Source organism: Enterobacter sp. RIT418, from assembly GCF_003057745.1.
In the GTDB taxonomy this organism is placed as follows: domain Bacteria; phylum Pseudomonadota; class Gammaproteobacteria; order Enterobacterales; family Enterobacteriaceae; genus Enterobacter.
Map to the genome: position 1 here is coordinate 1 of NZ_QBJD02000009.1, position 20,347 is coordinate 20,347.

Sequence of the window (20,347 nt, forward strand, 5' to 3'; positions counted from 1 at the left end):
TTATTTAGATTGGTAATACTAACGTGGTGCACATGGTGCACCTTTTTTAAAAGACTGAAGAAATAAAATCATTTCTTTCATCTTCTGTTTTTTCCCATCCTTGCACTTTCGCTAACTCGACTATTTTGCTTGCTTCTAACAGCTCAGCTTCGGACAACTTAGGAACGTTAATTCTCTTCAAATAGTTTGCGGAGTTATTAGCCCCAGGTGATACCAGGGACTTTTGTTCTGTTGCAAATGGGTGATTAAGATAAATCAATAAAAAATCATGGTAGCCTGCCCTTTTAGCGAAAACACCAACAACACCTTGGTCAAAAATGCAGTTTTCCATTTCTGAAGCTGTTAGCCTTCCTGAGGTAACCATAGGTATAGCAAGTCCCTTTTTAAAATAAAAATCTTTGTTTTGAAGCCTAGCCTTTTTATCTTCATAATAATACGCGACAGCTTCATGATCCCATCGAATACAGCTATTGGTAGCTTCAAAGATATTTCTATGACCTCCTCGAACAAAAGGCACATAAGCGATATCTGAATCTATACCATGTTCCTTCTCAAGCTCAGTTGGAGTTATATTTACTAGACTCCAATCAACAGGATGGCCATTGATTCTTTTTGGCGGATTTTCGGAGTCATACCCACAAAATCTTTGGTTATCACCTGTATAAATTCCTGTTTTGCACTCAGCAATTTCACCCAGAGTTACAGTTTCGCGAGATATTTTAATTGATTCAAATAATTTTGGACTAACCCAAGCTTTGTCCGCGTTATTAATAAAATAATCACCACGTACAATAGTATGATCTGTTTCTAGTAATTGTAAGAGTGGTTTATTTGAATCAACTGCATCGATCCAACTAACTTCGCTATCAGCACTAAGGGTGTCCACATTACCAGCGATAATGCACATATTACCGTAACCGAAATTAACAGAACCAAATCGCTTACTTTTAAACTGAATGATATGACTTGGTTTAGCTGATTCAAGTATGAAATGTCTCATAAATCTCAAATTCGTGCTCGTAAGGAAGGTGTCAGGGATAATAAAAACATATCGCCCTCCTTTCTTTAATTTCTGTAAAGTAAAATAGAAAAATAAGGCATAAGATTCTTTGGCATATACATTAGGGAATGCTTTTTTTATTAGTTTTCTATACTCTTGTGAGAATTTTAAACCGTAAGGAGGGTTGCAAATAGTTGAATCATATTTAGTGTCTGGGAGTACAGTTTTACGATTTTTTGGTTGAACAAAATAATCGATAAAATCGGCATGAAAATAATTACAGTTGTGTATCTTTAAGTCATTTAAAAAATGTTTTTCGTCAATATCAATAGCATCAATATTTTTAGGTTTTCCTATTAGGTTTTTTATAAATGCCCCCTCGCCGAAGCAAGGTTCAATAATATTTTGATTAGACACATCTCCCAACAAACTAATCATTGTATTTCTAAGGTCATGGGCGTCTGTAAAAAAACCTTGAAAAGAATTATCCGTAATATGTTCGTGCATTTTTATCGCTCAATCTTAAGTGTGCTACTTTTAGTCTTCATTTTACTGTATTTTTTACAACTTTCAAGTTAATGATAACTTGGTTACATTATGCTGCGTATTTCACCCCGCTAGCTCTCCACACTGGAACAGGCTCTTCTCAAGTGTACCAGCAGTATTTTTACCTGTTGATTCTAAATAGCTGCGCGGAATAGTAGATTACGTTGAGGGAACTCAGACCGGATTGTGCGATCTGATCAATCGCCAAACCAACCCTATCATCAACCGGACTGAGCGATGCCGATCATAGCACCAATTCCCCGAACCGAACGACGCCTGATGCATAAAACTATCCATAAAACACGTGATAAAAACCATGCCCGCAGGCTGACCGCCATGCTGATGCTGCACCGGGGCGACCGCGTCAGTGATGTTGCCAGTACGCTCTGCTGCGCCCATTCATCCGATGGACGCTGGATTAACTGGTTCACGTTATCGGGTGTTGAGAGCCTAAAATCATTACCCACAGGACCTTCCCGTCGCTGGCCTTTTGAGAATATCTGCACATTATTACGTGAACTGATAAAACACGCTCCCGGCGATTTTGGCTACCAGCGCTCGCGCTGGAGTACAGAACTACTGGCGTTAAAAATCAATGAGATAACCGGATGTCAGTTACATCTAGGAACTGTTCGCCGCTGGTTGCTGTCAGCCGGGCTTGTGTGGCGCGGCCCTGCGCCAACTCTGCGTATCCGTGACCCCTATAAAGATAAAAAGATGGCGGCAATCCGCAATGTATCCCTCAGGCTCTGTCGCCGCTACTCTTTCAATAAGCTCATTTTTGGTCATTTTACGTGCAATGCAGCGAAGAGCAATAGTAATGTATGTGTAATGAGTTCATCAGGGAGGTAAGAAAGATGAAAAAAACAATTAGTTACTTTGAAACTATATCGTGACGTTGCTGGTAACTAACACGGGGAGATTCCTGCGAAAAGTGTGATAAACGCGGCATTATGCCACAATTCCGAAATGAGATCCCGTGTTGCAGCCATCCACTAAACTTTAACAAATTCGAAAAAAATGTGATTTCGTACACATCTGAATTCCCTGTGGGCAGGAATGCACATATAATGCGCTCCCATCACAGATTCAGACTTCTCAACTAACCGCCAGAGTGGCAAAGATACCTCGCATAACATGAACATGAAATTAACAACGCTTTTTGCGGCGGCGTTAGCCGTAGTAGGTTTTTGCAAAACCGCTTCTGCGGTAACTTATCCTCTGCCGACAGACGGTAGCCGTCTGGTAGGTGAAAACCAGGTGGTGACGGTGCCGGAAGGCAACACCCAGCCGCTGGAGTATTTTGCCGCGCAGTATCAGCTCGGCCTGTCCAACATGCTGGAAGCAAACCCGGGCGTTGACCCGTACCTGCCAAAAGCGGGGACCGTGCTGAATATCCCTCAGCAGCTGATCCTCCCGGATACCGTTCATGAAGGTATCGTGATCAACAGCGCGGAAATGCGCCTGTACTACTACCCGAAAGGCACCAACACCGTGATCGTGCTGCCAATCGGTATTGGCCAGCTGGGTAAAGACACCCCGCTGAACTGGACCACCAAAGTTGAGCGCAAGAAAGCGGGCCCAACCTGGACGCCAACTGCCAAAATGCACGCGGAATATATCGCTGCGGGCGAGCCGCTGCCAGCGGTAGTGCCTGCCGGCCCGGATAACCCGATGGGCCTGTACGCGCTGTATATTGGCCGTCTGTACGCTATCCACGGCACCAACGCCAACTTCGGCATCGGCCTGCGCGTCAGCCACGGCTGCGTGCGCCTGCGCAACGAAGACATCAAGTTCCTGTTCGACAACGTGCCGGTCGGAACGCGCGTGCAGTTCATCAACGAACCGGTGAAAGCGACCTCTGAACCGGACGGTAGCCGCTACATTGAAGTGCACAACCCGCTGTCCACCAGCGAAGACCAGATCAACAACAACGAAATCGTGCCAATCACCCTGAACAGCGCGGTGCAGGCCGTGACCTCTCAGGCTGACGTCGAGACGACAATCGTTGACCAGGCCGTTCAGAACCGCTCCGGTATGCCGGTGCGTTTGAACTAACAGAGAAACATGAAAAAAGCGGGCCTCGGTGCCCGCTTTTTTTTATCCGTTATTGACGATCACAATCCCGCCGTGGTCGTAACGATAGTGGCAGTGCGCGTACTCCAGCGGCGTACCGTCCTCAAGATAGATCACCTGCTCCACCTCCAGCACCGGATCGGTCTGTTCGCAGACCAAATGCTGCATGTCCAGTTCATTGGGCTTTAGCGCCCGCACCACCCGATACGAGCCCATTATTTTCAGCCCCAGCGTCTCCTGCACGTAGCCAAACACCGAGCTTTCAAGGTGGCTCTTGTTCAGCCCCGGCACCAGGTTCAGCGGCATCACGGTGGAGTCCAGCGACATTGGCTCGCCGTTCAGCAGGCGCAGGCGGATAAAATCATAGATCGGCGCATCGGTGTTAATCATCAGCGAGGCCTGCTCCTTCTCGTTGGGGAAGCGGAGTTCGAAGTGGACCACCTGGCTGGTGACCGTGCCCAGATGCGCCCAGGTTTTGGTGGCGCCGAAGTAGTCGCTGCCGGAAAGATCCCACTGCGAAAGCTGGAGGAAATTTTTGCGGATAAAGGTCCCCTGCCCCTGGCGGGTATAGACCAGCCCTTCAACGATCAGCTGGCGCATCGCCTGCTGGATAGTCATCCGGCTGGTGCTGAACTCCGCCGCCAGCGCAAACTGGTCCGGCAGCGGTTCATTGGCGGCATACTGCTGGCTGATAATGCGTTTCTTGATTTCCCGCGCTATGGTGATGTACTTCGCCGCCATCGCCCTTTCCTTATGGTTAGTTCGCTATCTCACTGTTTTTCAACGCCACTCGCTCGGCAATCTTGAGGAAAGGCAGGTAGAAGAATACACCAAAAACGATGATTGCCAACTGCACCACCACCGCGCGCCAGTCTCCGGCCGTCGCCAGCCAGGCGCTAAGGATAGGCGGCGTGGTCCACGGGATCATTACCACGCAGCGCGACATCAGACCGAGCGTGGTGCACAGCCAGGCAAAGTAAATACCGATGGCGGGCAGCAGCACGAACGGGATCATCAGCGGCAGGTTGAACACGATCGGCAGGCCGAAAATCACCGGCTCGTTGATATTGAACAGCCCGGGCGCCAGCGACAGCCGCGCCACCTGCTTCGCCGACTGCTGGCGCGAGAAGACGAAGATGGCGATCAGCAGCGAAATGGTGCTGCCCGTCCCGCCCACCATGCCGAACGTCGGCACAAAGATGTTGTTGATGATATGCGGGATCGGCTGACCGTTGGCGAACGCCAGCATATTCTCGTTGGTATTAATCAGCAGGAACGGTTCCAGAATCACGCTGTTCACCACCGACTGGTGAATACCCAGCGTGAACAGGAAATTGCCGAAGCTGTAGATAAAAATGGTGCCCGGCAGGCTGGTGTTGATCAGCCGCAGCGGCTGCTGAATAAACGTGGTGATCAGGTGGATCAGATCCGTATGCAGCACGTTGGCCAGCACCGCCGCCAGCACGGCAAAAAGCGAGAGCGTGATGATTGTCGGGATCAGCGCGGTGAATGATTTGCTCACCGCCGGAGGCACGTTTTCCCCCAGCGAAATGTGCAGCGCCTTCAGCCGCGAGATGGCGATAAAGATCTCCGTCGACAGCAGGCCAATCAGCACGCCGGCGAAAATCCCCGTGCTGCCGATATTGCCAAACGACAGCACCTGCCCCACGCTTACCGCGCTCTGGCTGCCGACGGGCGTCAGCTGAAGCTGCATCGGCATCATGATGATAAAGCTGCTGACGGCGATAACCACTGCCGAGACCGGATTGTCGAAATCTTTGTTGCGCGCCAGCGACCAGGCAATCATCGGCGCCAGCAGCAGCGCGGCGATGTTCAGCGTGCCGTTGATAATCGCCTCGCCCCACACCTTAAACTGCGCGAGCGCGTCGCCGTGCAGAACCCAGGGAAACACCACGTTATTTACCAGCACCGCGAGCCCGGCGAGGATAAAAATCGGCATGACCGTGGCGAAGGCGTCGCGCAGGGAGCGAAGGTGTACCTGGTTTGCCAGGCGCGCGGAAAACTCAACAAATCTGTCGACAAAGGACTGCATGTTCGGTGTAATTTTTGCTTCAGACATAGCGGATATTCCCATCAATCAGTCACAAAAACGGCCCGGCAGCGTACGGCTTACATCTCGCGTCCGTTGGTATGGATAACCTGCTTCAGCCACGCGTAGCTTTTTTTCGGCACGCGCTTCAGGTCTTTCAGGTCGTGATTTTCGCGGTTCACATAGACCACGCCGTAGCGCTTGCGCATGTCCCCCTGCGAGCTAAGGATGTCAATCAGGCCCCAGCCGAGGTAGCCCATCACCTCTGCGCCGTCTTCGAAGATCGCTGCCTTCATGGCCTCAATGTGCGCGCGGTGATAGTCGACGCGGTAATCGTCTTCAATCGGATTGACACCGTCCCAGGACTCAATCACGCCGATGCCGTTTTCAATCGGGAACACAGGCATACGCCAGTCGTTGGCGTAGCGGGTGATGATGGTGCGAAAGCCCAGCGGGTCGATCTGCCAGTTCCACTCGGTGGCCTGAAGGTACGGGTTATTTTTCTCGCCGTGCTGGAGGTAGTAGTTGACCGGCGTGCCTTCCGGGATGGCGTCGCTGTCCAGCGTTTTGCTGGCGTAGTAGCTAAAGGCCATGTAGTCGTTTTTGGTGCGCGCGAACAGCGCCAGATCCTCGGCGCGGTAGATATCGCCAAAGCCTTCCTGCTCCACAACGGCCATCACCGCCGGGCTGTAGCCCTGACCGGCAAAGACGCGCAGCAGGTTCTGGTTGAGGAATTCGTCGTACTGCTGGGCGCAGAAGATGTCGCGCGGCCTGCAGGTGGCCGGGTAGATGAGCTGGTGCGCCAGCATGCCGCCCATCAGCTGGCCCGGCCTGGTCTGATGGAGATACTCGGTCAGCGCCATGTGCGCCACCATCGTGTGGTGCTGTAATTCATACAGCTCGCGCAGGGTTTCCTCCCCTTTCATATAGCCGGAAATGCGAAACGCTATCGGCATGTGGAAAATGTTCTGCTCGTTGAAGGTCAGCCAGTACTTCACCCGGTCGCCGAAGCAGTCGATCATCTTTTTGCCGTAGCGGATGAAGGCGTCCATCACCCGGCGATCGTTAAAGCCGTTGTACTCCTGCGCCAGCGCCAGCGGCATATCAAAGTGGTAGAGGCAGATCATCGGCTCAATGCCGCGGGCGATCAGATCGTCGATAAAGCGGTCGTAAAAGGCGATACCTTCGTCGTTAAACGCGCCGTCGCCCTGCGGGCAGACGCGGCTCCAGGAGATCTGGAAGCGGTAGCAGTTCATGCCGAGATCCTGCATCAGGTCGAAGTCTTCCCGATAGCGGTGGTAGGAGTCGGTGGCGACCTTCCAGTCGGAGACGTTTTCCCCGGCCTCGCGAATGTCGTAGACGGACATCCCCTTCCCGCCCTCGTTCCACGCCCCTTCCGTCTGCATGCTGGAAACGGAGTTGCCCCATAAAAAGTTGGCTGGCAGTGAATGATTCATGTTCTACCCTCATATGACTAGTCATTTAAATTTCATGACTAGTCATATAGCTAAAAATGAAAAATCAATCAAAGATCGGGATCGTTTTTTGTGAGGAGGATTGAATAATCAGGGGGAAATTCGCCCCGGTAAGCGCAAGCGCCACCGGGGGAGGGAGGTTACTGCTGCGCTAACTGGTTGCGACGGTATTCGCCCTGACGCTCCAGCATCCAGCCGGGATATTCGCGCGGCAGCGCGCTGACGGCATCGAGCTGCTTCAGTTCGTCTTCGCTGAGCTGAATGCCCGTGGCGGCAAGGTTGTCGTCCAGCTGGTCGACGCGTTTGGCCCCGATGATGACGCTGGTGACCGCCTTCTGGTGCAGCAGCCAGGCCAGCGCGATTTGCGCGACGGAAACGCCCTTGCTTTCGGCGATAGATCGCATCACGTCCACGCAGTCGAAGGCGCGATCTTTATTGACCGGCGGGAAGTCAAACTCCAGGCGACGGCTGCCCGCTTCGCTCGTTCCGTCGCGGCCATATTTCCCGCTCAGCAGCCCGCCCGCCAGCGGGCTCCAGACCATCAGCCCCACGCCCTCGCTCTGCATCATCGGCACCAGCTCGCGCTCCAGATCGCGCCCGGCGATGGTGTAGTAAGCCTGAAGCGACGCAAACCGCGACAGCCCGAGACGCTCGGAAATCCCCAGCGCTTTGGCAATCTGCCACGCCGCCCAGTTAGAGACGCCGACGTAGCGCACGTGGCCGTGCTGCACCAGGTTATCCAGCGCGTAAAGCGTCTCTTCGATTGGCGTTGCCGGATCGAAGCCGTGCAGCTGATAGAGATCGATGTGATCGAGCTGCAGGCGTCGCAGGCTCTCTTTGGCGCTGTTGATGATGTGATAGCGCGAGCTGCCGCGCGAGTTCACTCCCGCCGTGCCCGTCTCGCCGAAAGCCTTGGTGGCGACCACCACGTTTTCACGCGGGATCTTTAGGTTTTTCAGTGCCTGGCCGAGGATCTCCTCTGAGCGCCCTTCCGAGTAGACGTCGGCGGTGTCGATAAAATTGATCCCCGCGTCCAGGGCGCGGCCCACCAGCCGTTCGGCATCGCTTTGCTGCAGCTGGCCAATCTTGCCCCACATGCCGCCTTCGCCGCCGAAGGTCATGGTGCCGAGGCAAAGTTCAGAAACAAACAGGCCGGTGTTGCCCAGTTTTTGATATCGCATAAGACATTCCTCGCATTTCGTTTGGGTGCCTGATAGTTATACCCGCCGCTCAGCCATCGCGAATGTGGCGTTCCTGTCCGTTTCTTGCCCAATTCTCTGAATCGTTACGCGCGCGGCGCGTCGCCGAAGACCTTGTAGTCCGGCAATTGCACCTGCTGATACGGCTCCCAGCCGCCGCCGAGCGCCTTGTAGAGCGCCACCAGGTCGAGCGAACTCTGCACCTGCGCCTGGGCGCGCTGCTGCTGGGCCTGCGCCAGCTGGCGCTGGGCGTCGAGCACGTCGATAAAGCTGGCGATCCCCTGCCGGTAGCTGTCGCTCGCTAAATCAAACGCGTTTTGCAGCGCGTCGATGGTTTTTGCCAGCCCCGCCTCGCGCTGCTGGTCGGTGCGATAGCTGACGAGCGCGTTCTCCACGTCCCCGAGCGCGGTCAGCACCGTCTGGCGATAGTCCAGCACCGCCGCCCCCTGCTGCGCCCGCGCGACCTTCACGCTGGAGACCAGCCGTCCCCCCTGGAAAATGGGGATCGAAACCTGCGGCCCGAAGCTGTAGAAGTGGCTGCTCCAGTCGGTTAGCCAGTTGGTTTCGCTGTTGCGCAGGCCAAACTGCCCGGAAAGGGTGAAGCTGGGGAAAAGCTGCGCCACCGACACGCCGATCTGCGCCGTGGCAGCATGAAGATTTGCCTCCGCCTCGCGCACGTCCGGGCGACGGCGCGCCAGCGTAGACGGAATGCCCGTCTGCACGATATCCGGCAGCGCGGGCATCGGCTGGGCCGGGCGTAGCTCCGCGTCCAGCGCGCCCGGCGGCTTGCCGAGCAGGATCGCCAGGCCGTTCATCGCCTGCCGCTCCTGCGCCTGGTACTGCGGCAGCTGCGCCTCAAGATTGCCGAGCTGGGCCCGGGCGTTTTCCACGTCCATCTGCGGCGACAGCCCGCCGCGCTGGCGGCTTTCGGTGAGGTCCAGCGTCTGCTGCGCGCTCTCAATCTGGGTGTTGAGCGTGGCGATGATGCTTTGCGCGCCGCGCAGCTGTAGCCAGGCGCGCGCCACCTCCGCTTCCAGCGACACCAGCGCGTCGTTACGCTGCTCAATCGCCGCCTTCTGCTGCGCCTCGGCGGCCTCAACCTGGCGGCGCACCTTGCCCCACAGGTCAATCTCCCACTGGGCGTCAAAGCTGCCCTGGTAGAGGTTAATCGGCTGCGTCAGCGGCCCCAGCGCGCCTTTCAGGTTGGGATCGATGCCATCCACCTGGTCATATACGCCGTGGGACTTCAGCTCACCTTCCAGCCCGAGCTGCTGTCGCGTGGCCTGCAGACTGCCGTTTACCGACGGGTAAAACGCGCCCCCGGCCTGGTTAATCTGCTCGCGCGCGCCGGCGATGCGCAGCACCGTTTGCTGCAGGGATAAGTTCCCGGCAATGGCGCGCTCAATCAGGCCGTCGAGCTGCGGCGAGCCAAAGGTTTGCCACCAGCGCGGGTTGGTGGCCGCGGCCGACGTTCTCGACTTCACGCCGCTATCCGCCGGGTCGTTCCAGCGGGCGGGCGCCTGCGGCGCGGGCGGCTGGTAGTCCGGCCCGACGGCGCAGCCCACCAGCAGCATCATTATCATCAGGGGGTGTAAACGTCTGTGTATCATCAGTGTGCTCCTGCACTCCCCTCGCTCTTAACCGGCGAGAGCAACAAACAAAACGGAATCAGCAGCAAGGCCACGGCGCTCAGGAGGGTGAAGACGTCGATGTAGGCCAGAAAGCGCGACTGTTCGATCATGGTCTGGTACATGCGCCCGGTGGCGATGCCCGTCGGGTCACCAACCTGGGTGGTGAAGTTCTGTATGGCTTGGGCGCTTTCACGGATCGCCAGCTGGAACTGCTCGTTAAACGGCGACGCGTGGTACGCCAGATGCGCGCTGTGCGCCTGAGAGCGCTCGGTGATCGCCGCCGTAGAAAGCGAGATGCCAATCGACCCCGCCACGTTGCGGAACATGGTGAACAGCGCCGCGGCGTCGGCGTTGAGCCGCCTCGGAATCGAGATAAAGGCGATGGTGGTGAGCGGCACAAACAGGAACCCGAGCCCGATCGACTGGGCGCTGCGGAACAGGACCAGCGTCTCGAAGTCGATATCCGGCGTCAGCGTGCGCGACCAGAAGAACGACGCCGCCAGGCAGGTAAAGCCGAAGGCGATGATCCAGCGCGTCTGCACGATGGGCATCAGCTTCAGCACCAGCGGGATGGTCAGCACGATCAGCACAGCGCCGGGCGACAGCACCAGCCCCGACCACGTTGCCGTGTAGCCCAAATCCTGCTGCGCCAGCTGCGGGATCACCACCGAGCTGCCGTACAGGATCATCGCCATTCCCGCCATCAGCAGGCTGGAGACCGCAAAGTTTCTGTCCTTCATGCAGTGCAGATCCACCACCGGCTTTTTGGCGTAGAGAAGCCAGTAGATCGCACCGATGATGCCGATCAGCGTTAATACCGCGAAGGTTCGGGTAAAGTTAGAGTTGAACCAGTCCTCATCCTCCCCGCGATCGAGCATCACCTGCAGGCAGCCCAGACCAAGGGCGATCAGGCCGATCCCCGTCCAGTCGACGGAGAGCTTCTCTTTTGATTTGCTCTCCCACGGCGGGTCTTCCAGCAGCTGGTAGATCGCCAGCACCGTGACGATCCCCACCGGAATATTGATGAAGAACACCCAGCGCCAGGAATAGTTATCGGTGATCCAGCCGCCCAGCGTCGGCCCAAGCACCGGCGCCACGATGATGGCAATCGACGAGAGGCCAAAGGCCTTGCCCCGGTCCTCCGGCTTGAAGTAGTCAAGCAGCACCGACTGCTGCGTCGGCTGCAGGCCACCGCCGAAGAAGCCCTGCATCACGCGGAACAGGATGATTTGCCACAGCTCGGTGGCAATGCCGCAGAGGAACGAGCAGATGGTGAACATCACGATGCAGATCAGGAAGAACTGCTTGCGGCCAAACAGCCGGCTCAGAAAGGCCGAGATCGGCAGCACGATGCCGTTTGCCACAAGGTAGCTGGTTAACACCCAGGTGGATTCGTCGTAGCTGGCCGACAGCGAGCCCGCCACGTGCGGCAGCGCCACGTTAACGATGGTGGTGTCGAGGATTTCCATAAACACCGCCAGCGTGACCACAATCGCCACCGCCCACGGGTTGCTGGCGGGCTTCCAGTTATCGTGGCTATGGTCCGTCATTCCACCGTCACCTTCGGCTCAACCGACAGCCCCAGCGGCAGCGGCCTGTTCGGGTCCAGCCCTTTATCAATGACGATTTTGACCGGCACGCGCTGAACGATTTTGACGAAGTTGCCGGTCGCGTTTTCCGACGGGAAGGCGGAGAAGCGCGAGCCGCTGCCCTGCTGGATGCTGTCAACGTGGCCTTCAAGCGCCATATCCGGCCAGGCATCCACCGACACGCTGACCTTATCGCCCGGCTTCATGCGCTCGAGCTGCGATTCCTTAAAGTTGGCCACCACCCACACGTTCGGGGAGACCAGTGAAAACAGCGCCGTGCCCGCCTGCACCAGCGTGCCCGGCTGAACGTTGCGTTTGGTCACAAAGCCGTCGAACGGGGCGCGAACCTCGGTGTACGAGAGGTTGAGATTCGCCGCTTCCAGCTGGGCTTTCGCCTGCTCTACCTGCTGTTCGCGGGCCTCAACGTTGGTTTCCTGCTGGCGAATTTGCAGCTGAACCTGCTCCGCCACTTCCAGCTGCGCCTGCGCGCTGGCAAGGCCCGCCTGCGCGCTGCGCAGCTGGGCGTTAGCCGAATCGATGCTTTGCTGGGTGGTCGCGCGCGGATCAACGCCGCGCTGGCGGCGGTACTCCGCCTGCGCGTTGGCCATGTCGGCCTGGGCTTTCAGCACCTGGGCCCTGGCTTCGTCGCGCTGGGCGGGATATTGCACCTTTGAGAGCGCCAGCTGCGCCTGCGCCTGGTGGAGCTGGGCAATCGCCAGCCCAAGCTGGGCCTGCGCCTGGTCGCGCTGCGCGGTAGCGTCGCGTGGGTCGATTGTTACCAGCACGTCGCCCTTTTTCACGCGCTGGTTATCCCTTACCCGCAGCTCGGTGACGTAGCCCGCCGCTTTGGGGGCAATCGTCACCACGTCGCCGTCGGTAAAGGCATCGTCGGTGGTCTCTTCGTTACGGGTCATCAACCACCAGACCAGCGCCACGATAATCATCACCACGACGACGATCCCGAGGATAATTAACGGTTTTTTCCCGGGGCGCTTGCGTTCGTTATTGTTTTTTTCCTGCTCGTCAGCAGGCGGAGTTTGATCTTCTGCCATGGTCAGCAACGGTCCTGTCAGTGAGCGGCATCACACTATGCCGTTCACTAAAGCTAGGACGCTGCTATACATTTGCCAGGAAAAACTGACAAATAACGCACTATATGAGAAGGAATAGTCCGAATCCGATCGCCGCCGCCCAGAGAAGCATCGGAATCGACCACAGGTGGAAGCGCCACCAGATGCGGCGATCGTTCGCCATGCGCAGGGCAATCAGGTTTGCCAGCGAGCCGGGGAGCAGGCCAAAGCCGCCGATATTGACCGCCCAGGCCAGCAGCGCGGTGGGGGGAACATAGTTGAGCAGCAGAATGGTCGACGGCACGTTGCTGATAAACTGCGACAGGCCAATCGCCGTGAGCCACAGGCCAGGTTCGGACAGGCTCGCAACACCATGCAGAACGCTTTGCAGCACCGGCAGCTGAATCAGCAGGTGCACGTCGATGAACATCGCCATAAATACCAGCAGCAGCGTCCAGTCAACGCTCACCAGCACGCGCCGCGCCAGGGCTAAAAACCCGGCGGCGACCAGCAGCGCGCCCACCAGCTCAAGCTTCATTTCCAGCGCGATCAGGAAAACGATATAAAGGCCAAGGCAGCTCCAGACCAGCCGCGGCTGCCACTGCGGTCCCGCCGTGCCGCTATGGTACTGAAGCTTCTTATCCGGAAACGCAAACCAGCAGACCGCCAGCAGCGACGCCATCATCACCAGCGCCAGCGGCGCCATCTGCCAGGTAAACGCGGCAAAAGACAGCCCGGAGCGCCCCCACAGGAGGATGTTTTGCGGATTGCCGATGGGCGTAAGCAGCGACCCGGCGTTCACCGCCAGGGCTTCGAAGATAATCAGCCGCGTAACCGGAATTTCACACAGCTTGCGCAGCGTGAGCGTGAGCGGCACCACGATAAACAGCGCCACGTCGTTCGTCAGGAACGTGGAGAGCAGCGCCGCGGAAAAGACCATAAACAGCGCCAGCCTGCGCTCGGTCGCGAAGCGGCGAACCATTTTGCGCCCCAGCACGTCAAAATAGCCGCTGAGCTCCACACCCTTGGTCAGCATCATCAGGCCGCTCAGGGTGATGATGGTGCGCCAGTCAATGGCCGCGGGCCAGGCGCGCGGCGCAAAGGGAACAAACAGGCTTAAGCCTGCGCCAATAATTAATAAAAGATGGAAGAAACGATCGCGCGCCAGCGCACGCAGTCCGGGAATGTTCATTCGGCGGAGGAACCGTATTTGAGCGTGAACTCGCGGAACTTCACCAGCGTCTCTTCGCTGACGTGATGTTCCATCCCTTCCGCATCCCGGCGGGCAATCTCCGGGCTGACCCCCAGCACCAGCAAAAAGTTTTCGACGATCTGGTGGCGCTCGCGGCTCTCCTGCGCCAGCTTTTCACCTTCCGGCGTCAGGAAAACGCCGCGCCAGGGGATCATTTCGATCAGCCCCACGGATGCCAGCCGCTTTAACATCTTGGCAACCGTTGGCTGCGAGACGCCCAGCCGGGCGGCCATATCGACCTGACGCGCCTCGCCCACTTCGCGAATTAAATCAGAAATCAGCTCTACGTAGTCATCAATCAGCTCGCGGCGGTGCGCCTCGCGTACCTGGCGGAACCCTTCTACATGCTCTTCAACATTCACCAGTTGCGTCGTTTTTTTTGTTGTTGGCTTACCTGCGCGACGGTTCATTGTGCTTCCTCAATGGGGATGACGCTTCCAGCGCCCTGTACGGAGCGCACATTGTAAACCATAGCTCCACAAGCACAAAAAATTAACGAAATAGCCATAGCTATACAATATAGCCTGTGCTATATCTGTATGTAATGCAGTCACCCTTCACGGATCGAAGGGATCGGAAATCAGGAGGTCACATGAATGAATTTAAGAGGTGTATGAACGTGTTTACCCACTCTCCCTTTAAGGTACGGTTGATGCTGTTGAACATGCTGTGCGATATGTTTAACAACAAACCGCACCAGGACGATAAACCTTCCCACTGAGCGGCGTCGCGGTACGCCGCTTCACTTTTTTGTCACAATCCCCCGTCTACTGGGCTCTGCCCGCCTAATACCCGATCTTTTTTACGGATTTGCAGCCCCTCTCGCAAAACATCCGTTTAACAACGGTTGACCTTATTTCGCGCTCGCACTATCTTCTTGCAGCCCTGCACAATTTGCGGCTCGCTGAAGCGGACCCTATTCCCTCTCCACGCACTGTCAGGCAGGCTTTGACCCTTGGCGCCAGGGTGAGCACATGGCGTTTTCATGATAGTGACCTATGAATTTAACCCTTAAAGAAACGCTTGTTACCCGCAGCCGGGCCTTAAGCCCGTGGACGGGATTTTATTTTCTGCAATCGCTGCTGATTAACTTTGCCCTAGGCTACCCGTTCAGCCTGCTCTATGCCGTCGCGTTTACCTGCATCCTCCATGTGCTGTGGCGAACCGCGCCGCGCGCGCAGAAAATTCTGCTGGGGATCTGCTCGCTGATTGCGGCGCTCTATTTCCCGTTTGGCCAGGCCTACGGCTCGCCGAACTTTAATACCCTCCTGGCGCTGCACTCCACCAACATGGAAGAGTCCACGGAGATCCTGACGATCTTCCCGTGGTACAGCTACGTGGTCGGCCTGTTCATCTTCGCCCTCGGCGTGATTGCGGTTCGCCGCAGGCCGGAGGAGAAAAAAGCGTGGGGCAAAATGGAAAGCCTGTGCCTGGCATTTAGCGTGGGCACCTTCTTCGTTGCGCCGGTGCAAAACCTGGCATGGGGCGGCGTGTTCAAGCTCAAGGACACGGGCTATCCGGTGTTTCGCTTCATGAAAGACGTGGTGGTTAACAACGCGGAAGTGCTCGACGAGCAGGCGCGGATGGCCGAGCTGTCAAATATGAAAGATACCTGGAACGTGCTGGCGGTGAAGCCGAAGTACCACACCTACGTGGTGGTGATCGGTGAAAGCGCGCGTCGCGATGCGCTGGGGGCGTTTGGCGGCCACTGGGATAACACCCCGTTTGCCAGCTCGGTTAACGGCACGCTGTTTACCGACTACGTGGCAGCCAGCGGCTCGACGCAGAAGTCGCTGGGCCTGACGCTCAATCGCGTGGTGGACGGCAAACCGCAGTATCAGGATAACGTTGTCACCCTGGCAAACCGCGCGGGGTTCCAGACCTGGTGGTTCTCCAACCAGGGGCAGATCGGCGAATACGATACGGCGATTGCCAGCATTGCGAAGCGGGCGGACGAAGTTCAGTTTTTGAAAAGCGGCGATTTCGAGGCGGATAAAAATACCAAAGACGAGGCCCTGCTGAAGATGACCGCGCAGGTCTTTGCGACTCAGCGCACCCAGCCGCAGCTGATTGTCCTGCATCTGATGGGTTCGCACCCGCAGGCGTGCGACCGTACCCAGGGGAAATACGCCGAGTTTGTGCAGTCAAAAGAGACGTCGTGCTACCTGTACACCATGACGCAAACCGACGACCTGCTCGCGAAACTCTACGCGCAGCTGCGCAATACGGGCGACACCTTCTCGATGGTCTATTTCTCTGACCACGGGCTGGCCTTCAAGGAGCGCGGTAAAGCGGTGCAGTACCTGGCGCACGACGACAAATTCCAGCAGAACTTCCAGGTGCCGTTTATGGTGCTGTCCAGCGACGATAAGACGCATCGCATCATTAAAGCGCGCCGTTCGGCGAATGATTTCCTGGCCTTCTTCTCGCAGTGGACCGGGATTTCAGCGAAGGAGATAAAAAATGCGTATCCGTTTATCTCCAACAAGAAAGCTCCCCCAGTGTACGTTACCAACTTTAAGTTACAGAAAGTTGACTACAACCACTTAGGGACGGATATCTTCGATATTAAGAGTAAGTAGCAGAGCGGGCTGAGGAAGCCCCACTCTTTACAACCCGGCACAGGATACTCCCTCTCCATTTAGGGAGAGGGCTGGGGTGAGGGGGAACAAACACTAAAAGCGGCAACCTTGGAGTTGCCGCTTTGCTTTTATCTTCGATAAAAAAAATCCGCCACATTGGGCGGATTTTTTATACTGGCTCACCGAAGTGATTAGAAGCGGTAACCTACGCCCGCGATCCAGGTGCCAACGTCAACGTTGCGGATACGGCTCTGCTCATAGGAGAAGTCCAGAGCAACGTTTTCGTACGGGTTGAACTGCAGGCCCGCACCGTAGGAGAAGCCGTAGTCGCTGTTGCTAGCTGTACGGTTTGCAGATTCGTTTTCGGTCTGCTGGAATTTACCGTAGCCAACACCTACAACACCGTAGATGCTTGCCCAGTCGTTCAGGCGGTAAGCAGGACCAGCGGTGATACCGTAGTACTGACCTTTGTTATAAGCGCCATCTTCAGAACGATCTTTTTCGGTGTAGGTGAAAGAGCCGATAACGCCCAGTGGGTTGTTATCCTGCTCGTAGCGGTACTTCAGGTTGAAACCGCTAGCTTTGTTCATCACGCCCTGCATATCGCTCTGAGCGTAACCACCGGTTACAGTAGAAGTAGCAGCTACAGCGGTACCTGCGGAAACAGCCAGAACAGCGGCCAGTGCTGAAAGACATGCAATTTTTTTCATAACCACCTCAAATGTGATACTAGTAAGTCCGTAAGTTTTAAATATATCAAAAAATCTTGTGAAACTCTTTCAGATTCGTGATGTCTAACGGATGCTTTCCTGTAACAGAACGTTTCCATCGTTAGCTATCTTATTAAATTAAGATAGAATTATCACGATAAAACGCCAATAGTGCGCGTCCGTGCTGAAACATTCATCCAGATTATTCCTAATCTATCAGGCGAAAAATCCAGCAATCCGCCACTATTTTATAGAGTTAAGCAGGATTTTTTTCAACATTCCCTCAACCGCAGAAGCATAATTCCATTACACTGCGACTTTTACCTCATTTGACAAAAATTGACAGGAGAAAGGATGCCTGGGCTCTCCCGCACGTCATCGGTCTGGTTACCGGTTGCCGTAATACTGATCGCGATGCTTTCTATCCAGAGTGGCGCATCGCTGGCAAAATCCCTCTTTCCTCTGATCGGCGCGCCGGGCGTGACGGCGCTGCGCATCGCCCTGGGAACCCTGATCCTGGTGGTCATCTTTAAGCCGTGGCGCCTGCGCTTCAAAAAAGAGCAGCGTTTGCCCCTCCTTTTTTACGGGCTGTCGCTGGGCGCGATGAACTACATGTTCTATCTCTCTATCCAGACCATCCCGCTCGGGATTGCCGTTGCGCTGGAATTTACCGGCCCGCTGGCGGTGGCGCTTTTCTCTTCCCGCCGCCCGGTAGACTTTATCTGGGTAGTGCTTGCCGTGCTGGGGCTTTGGTTCCTGCTGCCCCTGGGTCAGAATGTTTCCCATATCGATCTCACGGGCGCCGCGCTGGCGCTTGGAGCCGGGGCCTGCTGGGCTCTCTATATTCTTACCGGGCAGCGCGCGGGTGAAGAGCACGGCCCGGCAACGGTGGCGCTGGGGTCCTTAATCGCGGCAATCGTCTTTGTGCCAATCGGTATGGCACAGGCTACGGAGTCCATCTGGCAGTGGTCCATTCTCCCCGTGGGGCTGGCCGTTGCCGTACTTTCTACCGCACTCCCCTACTCTTTAGAGATGATAGCCCTGACGCGCCTGCCTACGCGTATTTTTGGCACCCTGATGAGCATGGAGCCCGCGCTGGCCGCCGTCTCCGGCATGGTCTTCTTGGGCGAAACCCTGACGCTGACCCAAACGCTGGCGCTGTGCTCAATCATCGCCGCGTCGATGGGGTCCACGCTGACCATGCGCCCGGAGCCTAAAGTCCAGAAAGTAGATATCAGCTAATTATGCCGTTCTGCATGGTTTATTCGCCATGCAGAATATTTATTCGCCCTCCCGCAGTATAATTCCACGGCTCCTCCTTTATATTTCCGCCCTATTTGCAACACAGAATCTGTCTACGTGGGAATTAGGACCGTTCTGTATCATTTTCAACTAATCTCCATCATTTCAATACGTTAGTTATTCAACCCTATTATCACTATTAAACCGATAGGCAGAGCCAAGCCGCAGACGAAAAATCAGCTGCTATACTTAATCCCGTAATTACCTGGGACACAAAACATCAAGAGGATATGAGATTATGAGTACCGCTAAACTGGTGAAAACAAAAGCGTCTAATCTGCTTTATACCCGTAACGATGTATCGGATAGCGATAAGAAAGCAACCATTGAGCTGCTGAATCGCCAGGTGATCCAGTTCATCGATCTGTCGCTGATCACCAAACAGGCTCACTGGAATATGCGCGGTGCAAACTTTATTGCCGTTCATGAAATGCTGGATGGCTTCCGCACGGCGCTGGTTACCCATCTAGACACCATGGCTGAACGTGCCGTTCAGTTAGGCGGCGTAGCGCTGGGCACCACGCAGGTGATCAACAGCAAAACGGCGCTGAAAAGCTACCCGCTGGATATCCATACCGTTCAGGACCACCTGAAAGAGCTGGCCGATCGCTACGCGATTGTGGCAAACGACGTGCGTAAAGCCATTGGCGAAGCGAAGGACGAAGATACCGCGGATATCTTCACCGCAGCCTCCCGCGACCTGGACCAGTTCCTGTGGTTTATTGAATCCAACATCGAATAATCCTTTTCGGATTAATGACGAACCCTCGCCGTCCCGGTGGGGGTTTTGCACATTTATGGTGCACACTTTCCCCCTTCCCTCCTAAAGAAGTAAATAAATTGTAATAATCACCTCACACAATCGTTAACGAGAGATTGTTTTCTCACCAGAATTTACGCTAAATAGAGGCTCGTCAGCTGGGCCAAACGCCACGCACCAAAATGGTGCTCCAGACTGGTGCAATCCGGTGCGTTTGTCCCGCTTGTTGTGCAACGCATGTCTTCATCCCCATTGAAAAACAATAACTTGTAAAGTTGGCATGATTTTTTCATTGTGCCTGTTGTTCTCGCAGGGGATCGCCCCGTGGATATAAAAGGAAATGCTATGAAGTCTGTATTAAAAGTTTCACTGGCTGCACTTACCCTGGCTTTTGCAGTGTCTTCTCACGCTGCCGACAAACTCGTCGTGGCAACCGATACTGCGTTCGTACCATTTGAATTTAAACAAGGCGATAAATACGTTGGGTTCGACGTGGACCTGTGGGCCGCCGTCGCCAAAGAGCTGAAGCTGGATTACACCCTGAAGCCAATGGACTTCAGCGGCATCATCCCGGCGCTGCAGACCAAAAACGTGGACCTCGCGCTGGCGGGCATCACCATTACCGACGAGCGTAAAAAGGCAATCGACTTCTCTGACGGCTACTATAAAAGCGGCCTGCTGGTGATGGTCAAAGCCGACAATGACGACGTGAAAAGCGTGAAAGATCTTGACGGTAAAGTGGTGGCGGTGAAGAGCGGTACCGGTTCGGTTGATTACGCGAAAGCCAACATCAAAACCAAGGATCTGCGCCAGTTCCCGAACATCGATAACGCCTACATGGAGCTCGGCACCAACCGCGCTGACGCGGTGCTGCACGATACGCCAAACATCCTGTACTTCATCAAAACCGCGGGCAACGGCAAGTTCAAAGCGGTAGGCGACTCTCTGGAAGCACAGCAGTACGGTATTGCGTTCCCGAAAGGCAGCGACGACCTGCGTAACAAAGTGAACGGCGCGCTGAAAACCCTGAAAGAGAACGGCACCTATAACGAAATCTATAAAAAATGGTTCGGTACTGAACCCAAATAATTCTGCCTGAACTCAG

At 55.5% G+C, this 20,347-nt stretch carries 17 protein-coding genes and 1 pseudogene; 7 read left to right on the forward strand and 11 right to left on the reverse strand.

Annotated features, from left to right (window positions below):
* Nucleotides 1-46: 46 nt before the first annotated feature.
* The gene (locus DBY73_RS12050; protein WP_112011383.1) at nucleotides 47-1,507 is read right to left on the reverse strand and encodes an N-6 DNA methylase; all 1,461 of its coding nucleotides are present in this window, start codon (nucleotides 1,505-1,507) and stop codon (nucleotides 47-49) included.
* A gap of 276 nt (nucleotides 1,508-1,783) precedes the next feature.
* Between DBY73_RS12050 and DBY73_RS12055 the strand changes: the two are divergent.
* Together DBY73_RS12055 and ldtB are read left to right on the forward strand one after the other, a co-directional pair.
* Nucleotides 1,784-2,275, forward strand: a pseudogene (locus DBY73_RS12055) (winged helix-turn-helix domain-containing protein); the annotation flags it as partial.
* Between the two features lie 408 nt (nucleotides 2,276-2,683).
* The gene (gene ldtB, locus DBY73_RS12060; RefSeq protein WP_112011384.1) at nucleotides 2,684-3,604 is read left to right on the forward strand and encodes a L,D-transpeptidase; all 921 of its coding nucleotides are present in this window, start codon (nucleotides 2,684-2,686) and stop codon (nucleotides 3,602-3,604) included.
* A gap of 42 nt (nucleotides 3,605-3,646) precedes the next feature.
* On the opposite strand, the gene DBY73_RS12065 is transcribed toward ldtB, so the two are convergent.
* The 9 genes from DBY73_RS12065 to mntR form a co-directional block, all read right to left on the reverse strand.
* The gene (locus DBY73_RS12065; RefSeq protein ID WP_112011385.1) at nucleotides 3,647-4,363 is read right to left on the reverse strand and encodes a GntR family transcriptional regulator; all 717 of its coding nucleotides are present in this window, start codon (nucleotides 4,361-4,363) and stop codon (nucleotides 3,647-3,649) included.
* Between the two features lie 16 nt (nucleotides 4,364-4,379).
* Entirely contained in the window at nucleotides 4,380-5,702 is a 1,323-nt protein-coding gene (locus DBY73_RS12070; RefSeq protein WP_112011386.1) for a PTS transporter subunit EIIC, read from the reverse strand.
* 50 nt (nucleotides 5,703-5,752) lie between these two features.
* The gene (locus tag DBY73_RS12075) at nucleotides 5,753-7,129 is read right to left on the reverse strand and encodes a glycoside hydrolase family 1 protein (RefSeq protein WP_112011387.1); all 1,377 of its coding nucleotides are present in this window, start codon (nucleotides 7,127-7,129) and stop codon (nucleotides 5,753-5,755) included.
* Between the two features lie 158 nt (nucleotides 7,130-7,287).
* Nucleotides 7,288-8,328 carry an aldo/keto reductase gene (locus tag DBY73_RS12080; protein ID WP_112011388.1) on the reverse strand — a complete coding sequence of 347 codons (1,041 nt, stop codon included), beginning with the start codon at nucleotides 8,326-8,328 and terminating at the stop codon, nucleotides 7,288-7,290.
* A 104-nt stretch (nucleotides 8,329-8,432) separates the two neighbouring features.
* Nucleotides 8,433-9,956 carry an efflux transporter outer membrane subunit gene (locus DBY73_RS12085; protein ID WP_112011389.1) on the reverse strand — a complete coding sequence of 508 codons (1,524 nt, stop codon included), beginning with the start codon at nucleotides 9,954-9,956 and terminating at the stop codon, nucleotides 8,433-8,435.
* Complete coding sequence (locus DBY73_RS12090) at nucleotides 9,956-11,527, reverse strand: DHA2 family efflux MFS transporter permease subunit (RefSeq protein ID WP_112011390.1); 1,572 nt, start codon at nucleotides 11,525-11,527, stop codon at nucleotides 9,956-9,958. Before DBY73_RS12090 ends, DBY73_RS12085 begins: the two co-directional genes overlap by 1 nt.
* Entirely contained in the window at nucleotides 11,524-12,618 is a 1,095-nt protein-coding gene (locus tag DBY73_RS12095) for an HlyD family secretion protein (protein ID WP_112011391.1), read from the reverse strand. The genes DBY73_RS12090 and DBY73_RS12095 overlap by 4 nt, the downstream gene beginning before the upstream one ends.
* A 100-nt stretch (nucleotides 12,619-12,718) precedes the next feature.
* Complete coding sequence (locus DBY73_RS12100) at nucleotides 12,719-13,828, reverse strand: anion transporter (RefSeq protein ID WP_112011392.1); 1,110 nt, start codon at nucleotides 13,826-13,828, stop codon at nucleotides 12,719-12,721.
* On the reverse strand, nucleotides 13,825-14,298 hold the full coding sequence (mntR, locus tag DBY73_RS12105; RefSeq protein ID WP_112011393.1) for a manganese-binding transcriptional regulator MntR: 474 nt from the start codon (nucleotides 14,296-14,298) through the stop codon (nucleotides 13,825-13,827). Before mntR ends, DBY73_RS12100 begins: the two co-directional genes overlap by 4 nt.
* 182 nt (nucleotides 14,299-14,480) lie before the next feature.
* Here mntR and mntS point away from each other — a divergent pair, with 182 nt between their 5' ends.
* Nucleotides 14,481-14,609, forward strand: a complete 129-nt coding sequence (gene mntS / locus DBY73_RS12110; RefSeq protein WP_032644847.1) for a manganase accumulation protein MntS — start codon at nucleotides 14,481-14,483, stop codon at nucleotides 14,607-14,609.
* 277 nt (nucleotides 14,610-14,886) lie between these two features.
* Complete coding sequence (locus DBY73_RS12115; protein WP_112011394.1) at nucleotides 14,887-16,470, forward strand: phosphoethanolamine transferase; 1,584 nt, start codon at nucleotides 14,887-14,889, stop codon at nucleotides 16,468-16,470.
* A gap of 191 nt (nucleotides 16,471-16,661) precedes the next feature.
* Here the strand turns inward: DBY73_RS12115 and ompX are convergent, their stop codons facing one another.
* Nucleotides 16,662-17,180, reverse strand: a complete 519-nt coding sequence (gene ompX / locus DBY73_RS12120; protein ID WP_112011395.1) for an outer membrane protein OmpX — start codon at nucleotides 17,178-17,180, stop codon at nucleotides 16,662-16,664.
* Nucleotides 17,181-17,534: 354 nt separating this feature from the next.
* Between ompX and rhtA the strand changes: the two genes are divergently transcribed.
* The 3 genes from rhtA to glnH all read left to right on the forward strand — a co-directional run bounded on the left by rhtA (nucleotide 17,535) and on the right by glnH (nucleotide 20,331).
* Nucleotides 17,535-18,422, forward strand: coding sequence for a threonine/homoserine exporter RhtA (rhtA, locus tag DBY73_RS12125; RefSeq protein ID WP_112011396.1), 888 nt, complete (start codon nucleotides 17,535-17,537; stop codon nucleotides 18,420-18,422).
* Between the two features lie 298 nt (nucleotides 18,423-18,720).
* Entirely contained in the window at nucleotides 18,721-19,224 is a 504-nt protein-coding gene (dps, locus tag DBY73_RS12130; protein ID WP_112011397.1) for a DNA starvation/stationary phase protection protein Dps, read from the forward strand.
* A 363-nt stretch (nucleotides 19,225-19,587) separates the two neighbouring features.
* The gene (glnH, locus tag DBY73_RS12135; RefSeq protein ID WP_112011398.1) at nucleotides 19,588-20,331 is read left to right on the forward strand and encodes a glutamine ABC transporter substrate-binding protein GlnH; all 744 of its coding nucleotides are present in this window, start codon (nucleotides 19,588-19,590) and stop codon (nucleotides 20,329-20,331) included.
* The last annotated feature ends 16 nt before the right edge of the window (nucleotides 20,332-20,347 follow it).

Bases quoted from the DNA above. Each gene is read 5' to 3' on its own strand.
- DBY73_RS12050 (WP_112011383.1), bottom strand. From the start codon at position 1,507: ATGCACGAACATATTACGGATAATTCTTTTCAAGGTTTTTTTACAGAC.
- ldtB (WP_112011384.1), top strand. From the start codon at position 2,684: ATGAACATGAAATTAACAACGCTTTTTGCGGCGGCGTTAGCCGTAGTA.
- DBY73_RS12065 (WP_112011385.1), bottom strand. From the start codon at position 4,363: ATGGCGGCGAAGTACATCACCATAGCGCGGGAAATCAAGAAACGCATT.
- DBY73_RS12070 (WP_112011386.1), bottom strand. From the start codon at position 5,702: ATGTCTGAAGCAAAAATTACACCGAACATGCAGTCCTTTGTCGACAGA.
- DBY73_RS12075 (WP_112011387.1), bottom strand. From the start codon at position 7,129: ATGAATCATTCACTGCCAGCCAACTTTTTATGGGGCAACTCCGTTTCC.
- DBY73_RS12080 (WP_112011388.1), bottom strand. From the start codon at position 8,328: ATGCGATATCAAAAACTGGGCAACACCGGCCTGTTTGTTTCTGAACTT.
- DBY73_RS12085 (WP_112011389.1), bottom strand. From the start codon at position 9,956: ATGATACACAGACGTTTACACCCCCTGATGATAATGATGCTGCTGGTG.
- DBY73_RS12090 (WP_112011390.1), bottom strand. From the start codon at position 11,527: ATGACGGACCATAGCCACGATAACTGGAAGCCCGCCAGCAACCCGTGG.
- DBY73_RS12095 (WP_112011391.1), bottom strand. From the start codon at position 12,618: ATGGCAGAAGATCAAACTCCGCCTGCTGACGAGCAGGAAAAAAACAAT.
- DBY73_RS12100 (WP_112011392.1), bottom strand. From the start codon at position 13,828: ATGAACATTCCCGGACTGCGTGCGCTGGCGCGCGATCGTTTCTTCCAT.
- mntR (WP_112011393.1), bottom strand. From the start codon at position 14,298: ATGAACCGTCGCGCAGGTAAGCCAACAACAAAAAAAACGACGCAACTG.
- mntS (WP_032644847.1), top strand. From the start codon at position 14,481: ATGAATGAATTTAAGAGGTGTATGAACGTGTTTACCCACTCTCCCTTT.
- DBY73_RS12115 (WP_112011394.1), top strand. From the start codon at position 14,887: ATGAATTTAACCCTTAAAGAAACGCTTGTTACCCGCAGCCGGGCCTTA.
- ompX (WP_112011395.1), bottom strand. From the start codon at position 17,180: ATGAAAAAAATTGCATGTCTTTCAGCACTGGCCGCTGTTCTGGCTGTT.
- rhtA (WP_112011396.1), top strand. From the start codon at position 17,535: ATGCCTGGGCTCTCCCGCACGTCATCGGTCTGGTTACCGGTTGCCGTA.
- dps (WP_112011397.1), top strand. From the start codon at position 18,721: ATGAGTACCGCTAAACTGGTGAAAACAAAAGCGTCTAATCTGCTTTAT.
- glnH (WP_112011398.1), top strand. From the start codon at position 19,588: ATGAAGTCTGTATTAAAAGTTTCACTGGCTGCACTTACCCTGGCTTTT.